General features: G+C 35.4%; 11 protein-coding genes and 5 tRNA genes. All 16 read left to right on the forward strand.

Features of this window, described 5'->3' with window-relative positions; genetic code table 11:
* The first annotated feature begins 116 nt into the window (after positions 1–116).
* The 16 genes from ATE84_RS09495 to rpoC all read left to right on the forward strand — a co-directional run bounded on the left by ATE84_RS09495 (position 117) and on the right by rpoC (position 15028).
* On the forward strand, positions 117–1007 hold the full coding sequence (locus ATE84_RS09495) for a tyrosine-type recombinase/integrase (protein WP_101447737.1): 891 nt from the start codon (positions 117–119) through the stop codon (positions 1005–1007).
* Positions 1008–1078: 71 nt separating this feature from the next.
* Positions 1079–1381, forward strand: coding sequence for a ribosome hibernation-promoting factor, HPF/YfiA family (gene hpf / locus ATE84_RS09500; protein WP_101447738.1), 303 nt, complete (start codon positions 1079–1081; stop codon positions 1379–1381).
* 101 nt (positions 1382–1482) lie between these two features.
* Positions 1483–1556, forward strand: a tRNA-Thr gene (locus ATE84_RS09505).
* A 129-nt stretch (positions 1557–1685) separates the two neighbouring features.
* A tRNA-Tyr gene (locus tag ATE84_RS09510) sits at positions 1686–1767 on the forward strand.
* Positions 1768–1868: 101 nt separating this feature from the next.
* Positions 1869–1941: transfer RNA gene (locus tag ATE84_RS09515), tRNA-Gly, on the forward strand.
* A 231-nt stretch (positions 1942–2172) separates the two neighbouring features.
* Positions 2173–2244: transfer RNA gene (locus ATE84_RS09520), tRNA-Thr, on the forward strand.
* Between the two features lie 59 nt (positions 2245–2303).
* Complete coding sequence (gene tuf / locus ATE84_RS09525; protein ID WP_024768889.1) at positions 2304–3491, forward strand: elongation factor Tu; 1188 nt, start codon at positions 2304–2306, stop codon at positions 3489–3491.
* 58 nt (positions 3492–3549) lie between these two features.
* Positions 3550–3622 (forward strand) — tRNA-Trp (locus ATE84_RS09530).
* 102 nt (positions 3623–3724) lie between these two features.
* The gene (gene secE, locus ATE84_RS09535; RefSeq protein WP_101447739.1) at positions 3725–3922 is read left to right on the forward strand and encodes a preprotein translocase subunit SecE; all 198 of its coding nucleotides are present in this window, start codon (positions 3725–3727) and stop codon (positions 3920–3922) included.
* Between the two features lie 9 nt (positions 3923–3931).
* Positions 3932–4486: a transcription termination/antitermination protein NusG gene (nusG, locus tag ATE84_RS09540; protein WP_101447740.1), complete on the forward strand. Its 555-nt coding sequence runs from the start codon at positions 3932–3934 to the stop codon at positions 4484–4486.
* A 75-nt stretch (positions 4487–4561) separates the two neighbouring features.
* The gene (gene rplK / locus ATE84_RS09545; RefSeq protein ID WP_024768886.1) at positions 4562–4999 is read left to right on the forward strand and encodes a 50S ribosomal protein L11; all 438 of its coding nucleotides are present in this window, start codon (positions 4562–4564) and stop codon (positions 4997–4999) included.
* A gap of 18 nt (positions 5000–5017) precedes the next feature.
* Entirely contained in the window at positions 5018–5713 is a 696-nt protein-coding gene (gene rplA, locus ATE84_RS09550; protein ID WP_024768885.1) for a 50S ribosomal protein L1, read from the forward strand.
* Between the two features lie 2 nt (positions 5714–5715).
* Positions 5716–6237, forward strand: coding sequence for a 50S ribosomal protein L10 (gene rplJ, locus ATE84_RS09555; protein WP_101447741.1), 522 nt, complete (start codon positions 5716–5718; stop codon positions 6235–6237).
* Positions 6238–6305: 68 nt separating this feature from the next.
* Positions 6306–6683: a 50S ribosomal protein L7/L12 gene (gene rplL / locus ATE84_RS09560; RefSeq protein WP_101447742.1), complete on the forward strand. Its 378-nt coding sequence runs from the start codon at positions 6306–6308 to the stop codon at positions 6681–6683.
* A 138-nt stretch (positions 6684–6821) separates the two neighbouring features.
* Complete coding sequence (gene rpoB / locus ATE84_RS09565) at positions 6822–10631, forward strand: DNA-directed RNA polymerase subunit beta (RefSeq protein WP_101447743.1); 3810 nt, start codon at positions 6822–6824, stop codon at positions 10629–10631.
* Positions 10632–10729: 98 nt separating this feature from the next.
* The gene (rpoC, locus tag ATE84_RS09570) at positions 10730–15028 is read left to right on the forward strand and encodes a DNA-directed RNA polymerase subunit beta' (protein ID WP_101447744.1); all 4299 of its coding nucleotides are present in this window, start codon (positions 10730–10732) and stop codon (positions 15026–15028) included.
* The last annotated feature ends 46 nt before the right edge of the window (positions 15029–15074 follow it).

Below are 15074 nucleotides of genomic sequence, written 5' to 3' on the forward strand. Positions count from 1 at the left end.
TAACGCTGTCTTTATAATGTTTCTTCTAACGAAGAAACTGGATGCCGTTTTTCAGTATAAATTTTAACCGTTAGGATGATAAAAGTTTTATACTTTTGTTTTCTAACGGTTTTTTTATGTTTATTTCTGAATTTATAGAGTACTTACTTCACGAAAAAAATTATTCTAAGCATACAGTAACGGCCTATAAAGCAGATTTGTTATCTTTTTTAGAGTTCTATCAAAACGAATATGGTGCTTCGGAGATAGCTGAAGCAAACTATGCTCAGATTCGTTCCTGGATTGTTAGCCTTGTTAATGATGGTGTTTCTAATCGAACGATTAATAGAAAAGTATCTTCTCTTAAAACATATTATAAGTTTTTGCTTAAGTCAGAACAAATAGATAAAAATCCTCTGGCAAAACATCAAGCCTTAAAAGCATCCAAAAAGCTTCAGATACCATTTTCTACGCAAGAAGTAGAAGATGTTTTAAAAGGTCTAACAGATGATCAGGATTTTGAAAGTGTTAGGGATAGATTGATTGTAGAACTTTTTTATGCCACGGGAATACGAAGAATTGAATTAGTGGATCTTAAGCTGTCGGATATTGATATAAATAGGAAGCAAATAAAAGTTTTAGGGAAACGTAATAAAGAAAGATATTTGCCACTTCTTTCTTCAGTTTGTGATACGCTAAGACTGTATTTGACTGTAAGATCTGATTTGATTACAAGTCAGGAACCTTCCTTTTTGCTTTTGACAAAAAAAGGAGTTAAAATCTACGAAACACTTGTGTATCGCATTATAAATAGTTATTTTAGTAAGGCATCTTCTAAAGTGAAAAAGAGTCCGCATATTTTAAGACATTCTTTTGCGACACATTTGCTAAATGAAGGAGCAAACCTAAATGCTGTAAAAGAATTGCTTGGGCATTCCAGTTTAGCTGCTACTCAGATATATACTCATCATAGTGTAGCTCAATTAACAAAAGTATATAAGCAATCTCATCCAAGAAATAAAAAATAAAAGATGAATTGCTGGCTTTATCAATCTTTTTTGGCTTAAAATTTTGTTCAACCTAATTAAACTAACAACCTATGAAAGTGAACTTGCAGTCCGTAAATTTTAATGCAGATCAAAAGTTGGTGGATTTTACTCAAACTAAATTAGATAAGTTGGAGACTCATTTTAATCGAATAATTCACGCAGATGTATTTTTGAAAGTTATGAATACGAGTGGTAAAGAGAATAAAATCACAGAGATTTTGTTGAGTGTACCGGGAGATGAATTTATAATCAAGAAAGTTAACAAATCTTTTGAAGAAGGTGTAGATGAGTGTGTTAGTTCATTAGAAAGACAACTTAAAAAACGTAAAGAAAAATTAAATGCACATGTTTGACTATTTTTTTTGAAAAATAGTTTTGTGAAAGAAATAAATTCTATACATTTGCAGTCCGTTAGAAATAGCGGACTTTTTTATGTTCTAAAACATAGTGAAAAGCCGATGTAGCTCAGCTGGCTAGAGCAGCTGATTTGTAATCAGCAGGTCGTGGGTTCGAGTCCCTCCATCGGCTCTAAAAAAGCTAATTTTTTTAATAAAAATGAAAGCTTTTTGAATAGAATTTTGAATTGTAAAATAAATGACTATTTTTGCGCACTCAAAATTCAATAAGTTCATTTTAAAATATTGAATTTTTTTAATCGGGGAGATACTCAAGCGGCCAACGAGGGCAGACTGTAAATCTGCTGACTACGTCTTCGCAGGTTCGAATCCTGCTCTCCCCACAAATTTAAAATAAGCACTGATTAATGGTGATTCGCCTAGGTGCTTTTTTTAGAAGTTAAAAATAAAATTCTGTTCTGATATTTTGTGTTCAGAACTAAAAGCGGGAGTAGCTCAGTTGGTAGAGCGTCAGCCTTCCAAGCTGAATGTCGCCAGTTCGAACCTGGTCTCCCGCTCTAAGAATTTTCTCTTTACAATCAAATAATTGTTTGACTAGTAAAAGAAAGCAGGGTGAAAAGCCTGTGTAGAGAGTAGAACCTGTTTTCGTAGGTTTTTAACTCTAAAATAGAGCAAATCTTGATTGTGAAATAATTAAGATTGGGTTTTTAACATAAATGTAATGATTGATCGGATTTCTTTCTTGTAGTATTGAAAGTGCTCTGATTTGTCATTATACTCATTAAAAAGCCGGTGTAGCTCAGGGGTAGAGCGTTTCCTTGGTAAGGAAGAGGTCACGAGTTCAAATCTCGTCATTGGCTCTAGGTTCAGAATTTTTAAAATTGAACACTAATATATAACTAAGATTAAATAAATAATTATGGCAAAGGAAACTTTTGATCGTTCCAAACCGCACTTAAATATTGGTACTATTGGACACGTTGATCACGGTAAAACGACTTTAACTGCTGCGATTACTAAAGTATTAGCAGATGCAGGTCTTTCTGAAGCGAGAGATTTTGATCAAATCGATAATGCTCCGGAAGAAAAAGAAAGAGGTATTACTATTAATACATCTCATGTTGAGTATCAAACGGAGAATCGTCATTATGCACACGTTGACTGTCCAGGTCACGCCGATTATGTAAAGAACATGGTTACTGGTGCTGCTCAAATGGACGGTGCAATCTTAGTAGTTGCTGCTACAGATGGTCCTATGCCACAAACACGTGAACATATACTTTTAGGTCGTCAGGTTGGTATTCCTAGAATCGTTGTATTCCTTAACAAAGTGGATATGGTTGATGATGAGGAATTGTTAGAGCTTGTTGAAATGGAAGTAAGAGATCTTCTTTCTTTTTATGAGTATGACGGTGATAATGGTCCTGTAATATCTGGTTCTGCACTTGGAGCTCTTAATGGAGAGCAAAAATGGGTAGATACTGTGATGGAGCTTATGGCTGCTGTAGATGATTGGATCGAGTTACCAAAGCGTGATGTTGAGAAAGATTTCTTAATGCCGATTGAAGATGTATTTTCTATTACTGGTCGTGGTACTGTTGCTACAGGTCGTATAGAAACAGGAATCGCTAATACTGGAGATCCTGTAGAGATTATTGGTATGGGAGCTGAAAAGCTTACTTCTACTATAACTGGTATCGAAATGTTCCGTCAGATCCTTGATAGAGGTGAGGCTGGAGATAATGCTGGTATCCTATTAAGAGGAATTGAGAAAACTCAAATTTCTCGTGGTATGGTAATCACTAAACCTGGTTCTGTAACTCCACATAAAAAATTCAAAGCTGAGGTGTATATCCTTAAGAAAGAAGAAGGTGGACGTCACACACCATTCCATAATAACTACCGTCCTCAGTTTTACGTACGTACAACTGATGTAACAGGAAATATTGCTCTTCCTGATGGAGTTGAAATGGTAATGCCTGGAGATAACTTAACAATTACTGTTGAGCTAATTCAGACAATTGCAATGAATGTAGGTCTTCGTTTTGCGATCCGTGAAGGTGGTAGAACAGTAGGTGCTGGTCAAGTAACTGAAATTTTAGACTAATACAAGATAGTATATAAAAGTTAAGGTATTCGTTGATACGAATACCTTGACTTATGTTACGGGTTTAGCTCAGTTGGTAGAGCACTGGTCTCCAAAACCAGGTGTCGGGAGTTCGAGCCTCTCAACCCGTGCGAAGTCAATCGATATTGTTTATATATAATATAGATTGTTGTAATAATGAGATTTATAACGAAATTGAAATTTTTTTTTAATTCGTTTAAAAAATTAATAAGATGGCTGGACTAGTAAATTACATTGCAGAATCATATAACGAGCTTAAGAATCATGTGACTTGGACTCCTTGGGCAGAAGCACAAAGACTTACTTTGATTGTAATCGTTTTTTCGGTTATTTTTTCGTTAGTTATTTGGGGTATAGATACTGCATTTAGTAATGTGATAGAGTATTATTTTTCTTTAGTTAAATCTTAAATTATTAAAATGGCTGAAGTAGATAATACGAAGAAATGGTACGTGGTAAGAGCGGTGAGCGGTCAGGAAAATAAAATTAAAGACTATATTGAGCGTGAGATAGCTCATATGGGACTTGAAGATTATGTTTCGCAAATTCTTGTTCCTACTGAAAAAGTAGTGCAAATCCGTAATGGAAAAAAAATAAATAAGGAAAGAGTGTATTTTCCTGGTTATGTTATGATAGAAGCTAACCTTTCTGGAGAAGTACCACATATAATTAAATCTATTAATGGTGTAATAGGTTTTCTTGGTGAAGTAAAAGGAGGAGATCCTGTTCCATTAAGAAAAGCAGAAATTAATAGAATGCTTGGTAAGGTAGATGAGCTTGCGGTTAAAACTGATAATGTTGCCATCCCTTACACAGTAGGAGAAACAGTAAAAGTTATTGATGGACCATTTAATGGATTTAATGGTACTGTAGAAAAAGTAAACGAAGAGAAGCGTAAACTCGAAGTAATGGTTAAGATTTTCGGAAGAAAAACACCATTAGAATTGAGTTATATGCAAGTAGAAAAAATATAATAATTGTTACATTATAGATCCAGAGTTGTTCTTTTGCTTCCACTTATAGAACAATTCTAATTTAAAATTAGAAAAATGGCTAAAGAGATAGGTAAAGTAGTAAAATTACAAGTGCGTGGAGGAGCGGCAAACCCATCCCCACCAGTTGGACCTGCTTTAGGTGCTGCCGGAGTAAATATCATGGAATTCTGTAAGCAATTCAATGGTAGAACACAAGATAAAGCTGGTAAAGTATTACCAGTTGTAATTAATGTGTATACAGACAAGTCTTTTGACTTTGTTATTAAAACTCCACCAGCAGCTGTTCAGATACTGGAAGCAGCAAAACAGAAAAAAGGTTCTGGAGAGCCTAATCGTAAAAAAGTAGCTAGTGTTACTTGGGATCAAGTTCGTACAATCGCAGAAGATAAAATGCAGGATTTAAATGCATTTACTGTAGAATCTGCTATGAAAATGATTGCTGGTACCGCTCGTTCAATGGGTGTAACTGTAAAAGGACAAGCTCCTTTTTAATCCAAAAACGTTTACAAAATGGCAAAAGTAACCAAAAAGCAAAAAGAAGCAAAAGCTAAAGTTGATAGCAACAAAGCATATTCGGTAGAAGAAGCTTCTTCTTTAATAAAAGAAATAACAAACGTGAATTTTGATGCTTCTGTAGATCTAGCTGTTCGTTTGAACGTAGATCCGCGTAAAGCAAATCAAATGGTACGTGGTGTGGTAACATTACCTCACGGAACAGGAAAAGATGTTAAAGTATTAGCATTAGTAACACCAGATAAAGAAGCTGAAGCAAAAGAAGCAGGTGCTGATTTCGTTGGCCTTGACGAATACCTTGATAAAATCAAAGGTGGATGGACAGATGTTGATGTAATCATCACTATGCCTAGTGTTATGGGTAAATTGGGACCATTAGGTAGAGTATTAGGACCTCGTGGATTAATGCCTAACCCTAAAACAGGAACAGTAACTATGGATGTTGCAAAAGCAGTTTCTGATGTAAAGGCAGGTAAAATTGATTTCAAAGTAGATAAAACAGGTATTGTTCATGCAGCAATAGGTAAATCTTCTTTCGATGCCGATAAAATAGCTGGAAATGCTAAAGAATTATTAACAACATTAGTAAAGTTGAAACCACAGACTGCAAAAGGAATATATATTAAGTCAATATATATATCTTCTACAATGAGTCCTGGTGTAGAGATTGATACTAAAAACTATGCTGGGTAATTATGACAAGAGAAGAAAAATCACTAGTAATTGATGACTTAACTGCTCAGTTAGCTGATAACACTAATATCTATTTAGCTGATATTTCAGGTTTAGATGCAGGAACAACTTCAAATTTACGTAGAGCTTGTTTTAAAGCTAATGTATCATTAAAAGTAGTTAAGAACACACTCCTTGCAAAAGCAATGGAGAATTCAGATAAAGATTTTGGAGAATTACCAACTACATTAAAGGGTAATACATCCATTATGTTTGCTGAAACCGGTAATGCACCAGCAAAGGTTATTAAAGAGTTTCGTAAGAAATCTGAAAAGCCTTTATTAAAAGGAGCATTTATAGAAGAAGCAGTATATGTTGGAGATGAAAACTTAGACGCTTTAGTTAATATTAAATCTAAAGAAGAAGTTATCGGAGATATTATTGGTCTATTACAGTCACCTGCTAAGAATGTTATTTCAGCATTAAAGTCAAGTGGTGGTACTATATCCGGTATTCTAAAAACATTATCCGAAAAAGAAGGATAATAAATAGTAGTGTACGCACTTTTTAACAATTATATTTCAATTAAAAAAATTATTTAAAACGATAGAAAATGGCAGATTTAAAAGATTTCGCAGAACAATTAGTTAACTTAACAGTAAAAGAAGTTAATGAATTAGCTGGTATATTAAAAGAAGAATATGGTATCGAACCTGCTGCTGCTGCAGTAGCTGTAGCTGCTGGCGGTGGTGCTGGTGGTGGAGATGCTGCTGAAGAAAAAACTGAATTTGATGTAATCCTTAAGGCTGCAGGTGGTGCTAAACTAGCTGTTGTGAAACTTGTAAAAGAACTTACAGGTCTAGGTCTTAAAGATGCTAAAGGATTAGTTGATGAAGCTCCTAAAGCAATCAAAGAAGGAATATCTAAAGATGAAGCAGAAGCTCTTAAAGCACAATTAGAAGAGGCTGGAGCTGAGGTTGAGCTTAAATAAGCTTACCATATATTGACATATAGGTTTAGACCCATCATGCAATGATGCCTGATGAGGTCTAAACCATTTTGCGTATATAAACATGAAGTTTTAAAAATACGCACCCTTTTTTAAATTTTAATTTAATTCCGTCCATTGATGTTAGCAACGCAAACTGAAAGATTGAATTTCTCTTCTGTAAAGAATAGACCTGATTATCCTGATTTCCTAGATATTCAGATCAAATCCTTCCAGGATTTCTTTCAACTAGAAACAAAATCTGAAGAAAGAGGAAACGAAGGTTTATATAATACCTTCATGGAAAACTTCCCGATTACGGATACCCGTAATCAATTTGTACTAGAATTTATAGATTATTTTGTAGATCCTCCAAGATATGATTTACAAGAGTGTATAGAAAGAGGTCTTACGTATAGTGTACCTTTAAAAGCTCGTCTAAAACTATTCTGTACAGACCCAGAACACGAAGATTTTGAGACTATTGTTCAGGACGTGTATCTTGGTACAATTCCTTATATGACACCCAGCGGTACTTTTTGTATTAATGGGGCAGAACGAGTAGTCGTATCTCAATTACACCGTTCACCAGGGGTATTCTTTGGACAATCATTCCATGCCAATGGAACTAAATTATATTCTGCAAGAGTAATTCCTTTTAAAGGTTCTTGGATAGAATTTGCTACCGATATTAATAGTGTAATGTACGCTTATATCGATAGAAAGAAAAAATTACCGGTAACTACACTTTTCCGTGCAATTGGTTTTGAACGTGATAAAGATATTTTAGAAATATTTGACCTTGCAGAAGAGGTAAAAGTTTCTAAGTCCGGATTGAAAAAAGTTTTAGGTCGTAAGTTAGCAGCTCGTGTGTTAAACACGTGGCATGAAGATTTTGTGGATGAAGATACAGGAGAGGTTGTGTCTATTGAGCGTAACGAGATCGTTTTAGACCGTGACACTATCTTGGATAAAGATCATCTTGAAGAGATTATAGAGTCTGGAGCAAAAACTATTTTGCTTCATAAAGAGGATAATCAAAAAGGAGATTACGCAATTATCCATAATACATTGCAAAAAGATCCTACCAACTCTGAAAAAGAAGCGGTAGAACATATATACCGTCAATTACGTAATGCAGAACCGCCTGATGAAGAAACGGCAAGAGGTATTATTGACAAGTTATTCTTCTCTGATCAACGTTACAACCTTGGTGAAGTAGGTCGTTATAGAATGAACAAGAAATTGGGACTTGATATCGCAATGGATAAGCAAGTGCTTACCAAAGAAGATATCATTACCATCATAAAATATCTAATAGAATTAATTAATTCTAAAGCTGAAATTGATGATATCGATCACCTTTCTAACCGTCGTGTTAGAACTGTAGGAGAGCAGTTATCACAACAGTTTGGAGTTGGTTTGGCACGTATGGCTCGTACCATTCGTGAGCGTATGAATGTTAGAGATAATGAGGTTTTTACACCGATTGATTTGATCAATGCTAAAACCTTGTCATCTGTAATTAATTCGTTCTTTGGTACAAACCAGCTATCTCAGTTCATGGATCAAACCAATCCATTAGCAGAGATCACTCATAAACGTAGACTTTCGGCTCTAGGGCCAGGAGGTTTATCACGTGAGCGTGCAGGTTTCGAGGTACGTGATGTACACTATACACATTATGGTCGTCTATGTCCTATTGAAACTCCTGAAGGACCAAATATTGGTTTAATATCTTCATTAGCCGTTTTTGCTAAGGTAAACTCTATGGGATTCTTAGAAACTCCATATCGTAAGGTTACTGATGGTAAGGTTGATGTAGCAGAATATAGATATTTAAGTGCAGAAGAGGAAGAGGAGAAATTGATAGCGCAAGCTAACATTCCTATGACCGATGAAGGAAATATTACTACTGATAAGGTAATTGCTCGTATGGAAGGTGATTTCCCGGTAATTGATCCAACTAATGTAAATTATGCCGATGTTGCTCCTAATCAAATTGCATCTATTTCTGCATCTTTAATTCCGTTCTTAGAACATGATGATGCAAACCGTGCATTGATGGGATCAAATATGATGCGTCAGGCAGTACCATTATTAAGAGTTGATGCTCCTATTGTAGGTACAGGATTAGAACGTCAGGTAGCTTCAGATTCTAGAGTATTGATTAATGCAGAAGGAGAAGGAGTTGTTGAGTATGTAGATGCACAAAAGATTACCATTAAATACGATAGAACTGAAGAGCAAAGAATGGTAAGCTTTGATAGTGATTCTAAAACATATGAGTTAATAAAATTCCGTAAAACGAATCAAGGTACTAATATAAACCTTAAACCAATCGTTAATGTTGGCGATCGTGTTAAAAAAGGTCAGGTATTATGTCAAGGATATGCTACAGAAAAAGGAGAGCTTGCACTTGGTAGAAATATGAAAGTAGCCTTTATGCCTTGGAAAGGGTATAACTTTGAGGATGCGATTGTGATTTCTGAAAGAGTAGTAAGAGAAGATATCTTTACTTCTATTCATATTGATGAATATTCTCTTGAGGTTAGAGATACTAAATTAGGTAATGAAGAATTAACTAATGATATCCCTAACGTTTCTGAGGAAGCAACCAAAGATCTTGATGAAAACGGAATGATCCGTGTTGGTGCAGAAATTAAACCAGGGGATATTCTTATTGGGAAAATTACTCCAAAAGGAGAAAGTGATCCTACTCCGGAAGAGAAACTGTTAAGAGCAATCTTTGGAGATAAAGCTGGAGATGTTAAAGATGCTTCTTTAAAGGCTTCTCCTTCTTTACATGGTGTAGTAATTGATAAAAAATTATTTGCCCGTGCTATAAAAGATAAGAGAAAACGTTCTCAGGATAAAGAAGATATTGAGATTTTAGAAAGATCATACGATACAAAATTCGAATTACTAAAATCTGAATTGATAGACAAACTATTTACTATTGTTGGAGGTAAAACTTCTCAGGGTGTTATGAATGACCTGGGAGAAGAAGTTCTTCCTAAAGGTAAAAAGTATACTCAAAAAATGCTTAACAGTGTTGATGATTATGCTCACCTTACAAAAGGAACATGGACTACCGATGATGCTTTAAATAGTATGGTTGCAGACCTTATCCATAATTATAAGATTAAAGAAAATGATTTACAAGGTAACCTTCGAAGAGAGAAATTTACGATCTCTGTAGGAGATGAATTACCTTCAGGAATTATAAAACTTGCTAAAGTTTATATCGCTAAGAAACGTAAGCTAAAAGTAGGTGATAAGATGGCAGGTCGTCACGGTAACAAAGGTATTGTTGCTCGTATCGTAAGAGAAGAAGATATGCCATTCTTAGAGGATGGAACACCAGTAGATATTGTATTAAATCCACTTGGGGTACCGTCTCGTATGAACATTGGTCAGATTTATGAAACAGTATTAGGATGGGCCGGACAAAAATTAGGTAGAAAATATGCTACCCCAATTTTTGATGGAGCGTCTTTAGATCAGATTAATGAATTTACAGATGAAGCGGGGATCCCTAGATTTGGGCATACCTACCTTTATGATGGAGGAACGGGAGACCGTTTCCACCAACCAGCTACAGTAGGTGTGATTTACATGCTTAAGCTTGGTCACATGGTAGATGATAAAATGCACGCACGTTCTATTGGTCCTTACTCGTTGATTACTCAACAACCACTTGGTGGTAAGGCTCAATTTGGAGGTCAGCGTTTTGGAGAGATGGAAGTTTGGGCGCTAGAAGCTTATGGTGCTTCTGCAACCTTACGTGAGATATTGACGGTAAAATCTGATGATGTTATAGGAAGAGCTAAAACATACGAAAGTATTGTTAAAGGTGAGCCTATGCCAGAACCAGGATTACCAGAATCTTTTAATGTATTAATGCACGAATTAAAAGGTCTGGGTCTGGATATCAGATTAGAAGAATAGTACATGCTAATTCGTACCCTGAGCAAAGTCGAAGGGTACGAATGAAACATAAAACTATTCAATTTTAAATTACAATAATTCTTTAGCAACCATATATTATGGCAAGAAATAATGATAAGAATACAGTAAAGAGATTTAATAAAATCTCTATAGGTTTAGCATCTCCTGAGTCGATTTTAGCGGCATCTCAGGGAGAAGTGCTAAAACCCGAAACTATCAATTATCGTACTCACAAACCTGAGCGTGATGGTTTGTTCTGTGAGCGTATTTTTGGACCTGTAAAGGACTTTGAATGTGCTTGTGGTAAATATAAAAGAATTCGTTACAAAGGTATTGTTTGTGATCGATGTGGGGTAGAGGTTACCGAAAAGAAAGTACGAAGAGATCGTGTAGGACATATTAATTTAGTAGTTCCTGTAGCGCATATCTGGTATTTCCGTTCTTTACCAAATAAAATAGGATACTTATTAGGACTTCCTTCTAAGAAATTAGATATGATTATTTACTACGAACGTTACGTAGTAATTCAACCTGGTATAGCTAAAAATGAAGAAGGTGAAGCTGTACAGAAAATGGATTTCCTTACAGAAGAAGAGTATTTAAATATTTTAGACAGTCTTCCTCAAGAAAATCTATATCTTGATGATACAGATCCTAACAAGTTCATTGCAAAGATGGGGGCAGAGTGCCTTATCGAGATTTTGAGAAGAATTGATCTTGATGAACTGTCTTACCAACTAAGACATAAAGCAAATAACGAAACATCTAAACAACGTAAAACAGAAGCATTAAAACGTCTTCAGGTTGTTGAGTCTTTTCGTGATGCAAATAAAAATAGAGAAAACAATCCAGAATGGATGGTTCTTAAAGTTGTACCAGTAATTCCGCCAGAATTACGTCCTTTGGTACCACTTGATGGTGGTCGTTTTGCTACTTCAGATTTAAATGACCTGTACCGTCGTGTGATTATACGTAATAATCGTTTGAAGCGTTTAATGGAAATCAAAGCTCCAGAAGTTATTTTGCGTAATGAAAAACGTATGCTTCAGGAATCTGTAGATTCATTATTCGATAATACACGTAAGGCTTCTGCTGTTAAAACAGATTCTAACAGACCATTAAAATCACTATCCGATTCTTTAAAAGGTAAGCAAGGACGTTTCCGTCAGAACTTACTTGGTAAACGTGTGGATTATTCAGCACGTTCTGTGATTGTTGTTGGACCAGAATTGAAATTATTCGAATGTGGTCTTCCAAAAAATATGGCAGCAGAACTTTATAAACCATTTGTGATCAGAAAATTGATCGAACGTGGTATTGTAAAGACAGTAAAATCTGCTAAGAAAATTATAGATAGAAAAGAGCCTGTTGTTTGGGATATCTTAGAGAATGTCTTAAAAGGACATCCGGTATTATTAAACCGTGCTCCTACGCTTCACCGTTTAGGTATTCAGGCATTTCAGCCTAAGCTTATTGAAGGTAAAGCAATACAGTTACATCCATTGGTTTGTACTGCATTTAATGCCGATTTTGATGGAGATCAAATGGCAGTACACTTACCATTAGGGCCAGAAGCAATTTTAGAAGCTCAGTTGTTGATGTTAGCATCACACAACATTCTTAATCCTGCTAATGGATCACCAGTAACGGTTCCTTCTCAGGATATGGTTTTGGGTCTTTATTATATGACCAAGTCTCGTAGATCTACTCCAGAATTAGAAATAAAAGGAGAAGACTTAACGTTCTACTCTCCAGAAGAAGTAGTTATTGCTTATAACGAAAAGAGATTAGATATTAACGCTAATATCAAAGTCCGTACTAAGGATATCGAAGAAGGAGAATTGGTAACTAAAATTATAGAAACTACTACAGGTAGAGTTTTATTTAATGAGAAAGTTCCAGAAAAGGCAGGATATATTAACGAAGTATTGACGAAAAAATCACTTAGAGATATTATCGGAGGTATTTTGAAAGTAACAAGTGTTCCTGAAACAGCAGAATTCTTGGATGAAATCAAAACATTAGGATATAATTTTGCATTCCAGGGAGGATTATCATTCAGTTTAGGGGATATTATTATTCCTAAAGAGAAACATACCATGATTGCTGATGCAAATTCTCAGGTAGACAATATTGTAGCAAACTATAATATGGGTCTTATTACCAACAATGAGCGTTATAATCAGGTAATTGATATCTGGACATCTACAAATGCTGAATTGACAGAATTGTCTATGAAGCGTATACGTGAAGATCAACAAGGATTTAATTCGGTGTATATGATGCTTGATTCTGGTGCAAGGGGATCTAAAGAACAGATTCGTCAGTTAACCGGAATGCGTGGATTGATGGCGAAACCGAAGAAAGCAAGTTCTGCTGGTGGAGAAATTATTGAAAATCCAATTCTTTCTAATTTTAAAGAAGGACTTTCTATTCTTGAGTACTTTATTTCTACTCACGGTGCTCGTAAAGGTCTTGCAGATACCGCTCTTAAAACGGCAGATGCTGGATATCTTACACGTCGTTTGGTTGATGTTGCTCAAGATGTTATTGTTAATATAGAGGATTGTGGTACACTTAGAGGTGTAGAGGTAACTCCATTAAAGAAAAATGAGGAAATTATAGAAGGACTTGCCGCTAGAATAGTCGGTAGAACTTCGTTACAGGATGTTATTAATCCATTAACTCAAGAAGTATTAGCAGAAGCAGGTGTTGAAATTAGCGATGAAATAGCTAAGATTATTGAGGATTCTCCTGTAGAATCTGTAGAAGTTCGTTCTGCACTTACTTGTGAGGCAAAGAAAGGAATTTGTGTAAAATGTTATGGTCGTAACCTTGCCACTGGTAAAACAGTACAGCGTGGTGAAGCTGTAGGTGTTGTAGCTGCTCAATCTATTGGGGAGCCAGGTACACAGCTTACATTACGTACATTCCACGTAGGAGGTATTGCAGGTAACATTTCTGAAGAAAATCAATTAAAATCTAAGTTTGCCGGTAAAGCGGAAATTGAAGAACTTAAAACAGTTAAAGGAGAAGATAGTGATGGTAAAGAGATCGATGTAGTAATTTCTCGTACATCAGAAGTTAAGATTATTGATCCAAAAACTAAGATTGTCTTAAGTACAAACCTAATTCCTTACGGTTCTCAATTATTTATCCAGGATGGAGATAAACTAAGTGAAGATCAAGTGATCTGTCAATGGGATCCATATAATGGAGTTATTATATCTGAGTTTGCTGGTAAAGTTCGATATGAAAATATAGAACAAGGTATTACCTATCAAGTAGAGATTGATGAGCAAACTGGTTTCCAGGAAAAAGTAATTTCTGAATCTCGTGATAAGAAAAAGATACCAACATTACATGTATTAGGAAAAGGAGACGAAGTACTACGTTCTTATAACTTACCTGTTGGAGCCCACCTTATGGTAGATGATAATGATAAGATTAAGGTAGGTAAAATCTTGGTTAAGATTCCTCGTAAGTCTGCCAAAGCCGGTGATATTACAGGAGGTCTTCCAAGAGTAACAGAATTATTCGAAGCACGTAATCCTTCTAACCCAGCCGTGGTTAGTGAAATAGATGGTGTAGTATCATTTGGAAAAATCAAGCGTGGTAATCGTGAGATTATCGTAGAATCCAGAATAGGAGAAATTAAGAAGTATCTTGTAAAACTTTCTAATCAAATTCTTGTTCAGGAAAATGATTATGTTCGTGCAGGAATGCCATTATCAGATGGATCTACTACGCCAGAAGATATACTTAAAATCAAAGGCCCTTCTGCAGTACAGCAGTATTTGGTTAATGAAGTACAAGAAGTATATCGATTACAGGGTGTGAAAATTAATGATAAGCATTTTGAAGTAGTTGTACGCCAAATGATGCGTAAAGTAAGAATTCAGGATCCGGGAGATACTATTTTCCTTGAGAATCAATTGGTACATAAAGCTGATTTTATCGAAGAAAATGATGAGATCTTCGGAATGAAGGTTGTTGAAGATTCGGGAGATAGTGAAAACCTTAAAGAAGGGCAGATAATTTCTCCACGTGATTTAAGAGATGAAAATTCTGCTTTACGTAGAGATGATAAAAACTTAGTTACTGCAAGAGATGTTTCTCCTGCTACAGCGACTCCAATACTGCAAGGTATTACAAGAGCTTCGCTACAAACTAAGTCCTTTATCTCTGCAGCGTCATTCCAGGAAACAACAAAAGTGTTAAATGAAGCTGCTGTAAGCGGTAAAATTGATGATCTTGAAGGTCTTAAAGAAAATGTGATTGTTGGACATAGAATACCAGCAGGAACAGGAATGAGAGATTATGAAAGTATCATTGTTGGATCAAACGAAGAGTTTGAAGAACGAATGGAACAGCGACAAGAAGTTAATTATAACTAATATAAATAGCCTGCCTTCTTAGGCAGGCTTTTTTTTGATCAATCGA

Source organism: Aquimarina sp. MAR_2010_214 (genome assembly GCF_002846555.1).
GTDB lineage: Bacteria > Bacteroidota > Bacteroidia > Flavobacteriales > Flavobacteriaceae > Aquimarina.

Bases quoted from the DNA above. Each gene is read 5' to 3' on its own strand.
- rpoB (WP_101447743.1), top strand. From the start codon at position 6,822: ATGTTAGCAACGCAAACTGAAAGATTGAATTTCTCTTCTGTAAAGAAT.
- hpf (WP_101447738.1), top strand. From the start codon at position 1,079: ATGAAAGTGAACTTGCAGTCCGTAAATTTTAATGCAGATCAAAAGTTG.
- secE (WP_101447739.1), top strand. From the start codon at position 3,725: ATGGCTGGACTAGTAAATTACATTGCAGAATCATATAACGAGCTTAAG.
- rplL (WP_101447742.1), top strand. From the start codon at position 6,306: ATGGCAGATTTAAAAGATTTCGCAGAACAATTAGTTAACTTAACAGTA.
- tuf (WP_024768889.1), top strand. From the start codon at position 2,304: ATGGCAAAGGAAACTTTTGATCGTTCCAAACCGCACTTAAATATTGGT.
- rplJ (WP_101447741.1), top strand. From the start codon at position 5,716: ATGACAAGAGAAGAAAAATCACTAGTAATTGATGACTTAACTGCTCAG.
- nusG (WP_101447740.1), top strand. From the start codon at position 3,932: ATGGCTGAAGTAGATAATACGAAGAAATGGTACGTGGTAAGAGCGGTG.
- rpoC (WP_101447744.1), top strand. From the start codon at position 10,730: ATGGCAAGAAATAATGATAAGAATACAGTAAAGAGATTTAATAAAATC.
- rplK (WP_024768886.1), top strand. From the start codon at position 4,562: ATGGCTAAAGAGATAGGTAAAGTAGTAAAATTACAAGTGCGTGGAGGA.
- ATE84_RS09495 (WP_101447737.1), top strand. From the start codon at position 117: ATGTTTATTTCTGAATTTATAGAGTACTTACTTCACGAAAAAAATTAT.
- rplA (WP_024768885.1), top strand. From the start codon at position 5,018: ATGGCAAAAGTAACCAAAAAGCAAAAAGAAGCAAAAGCTAAAGTTGAT.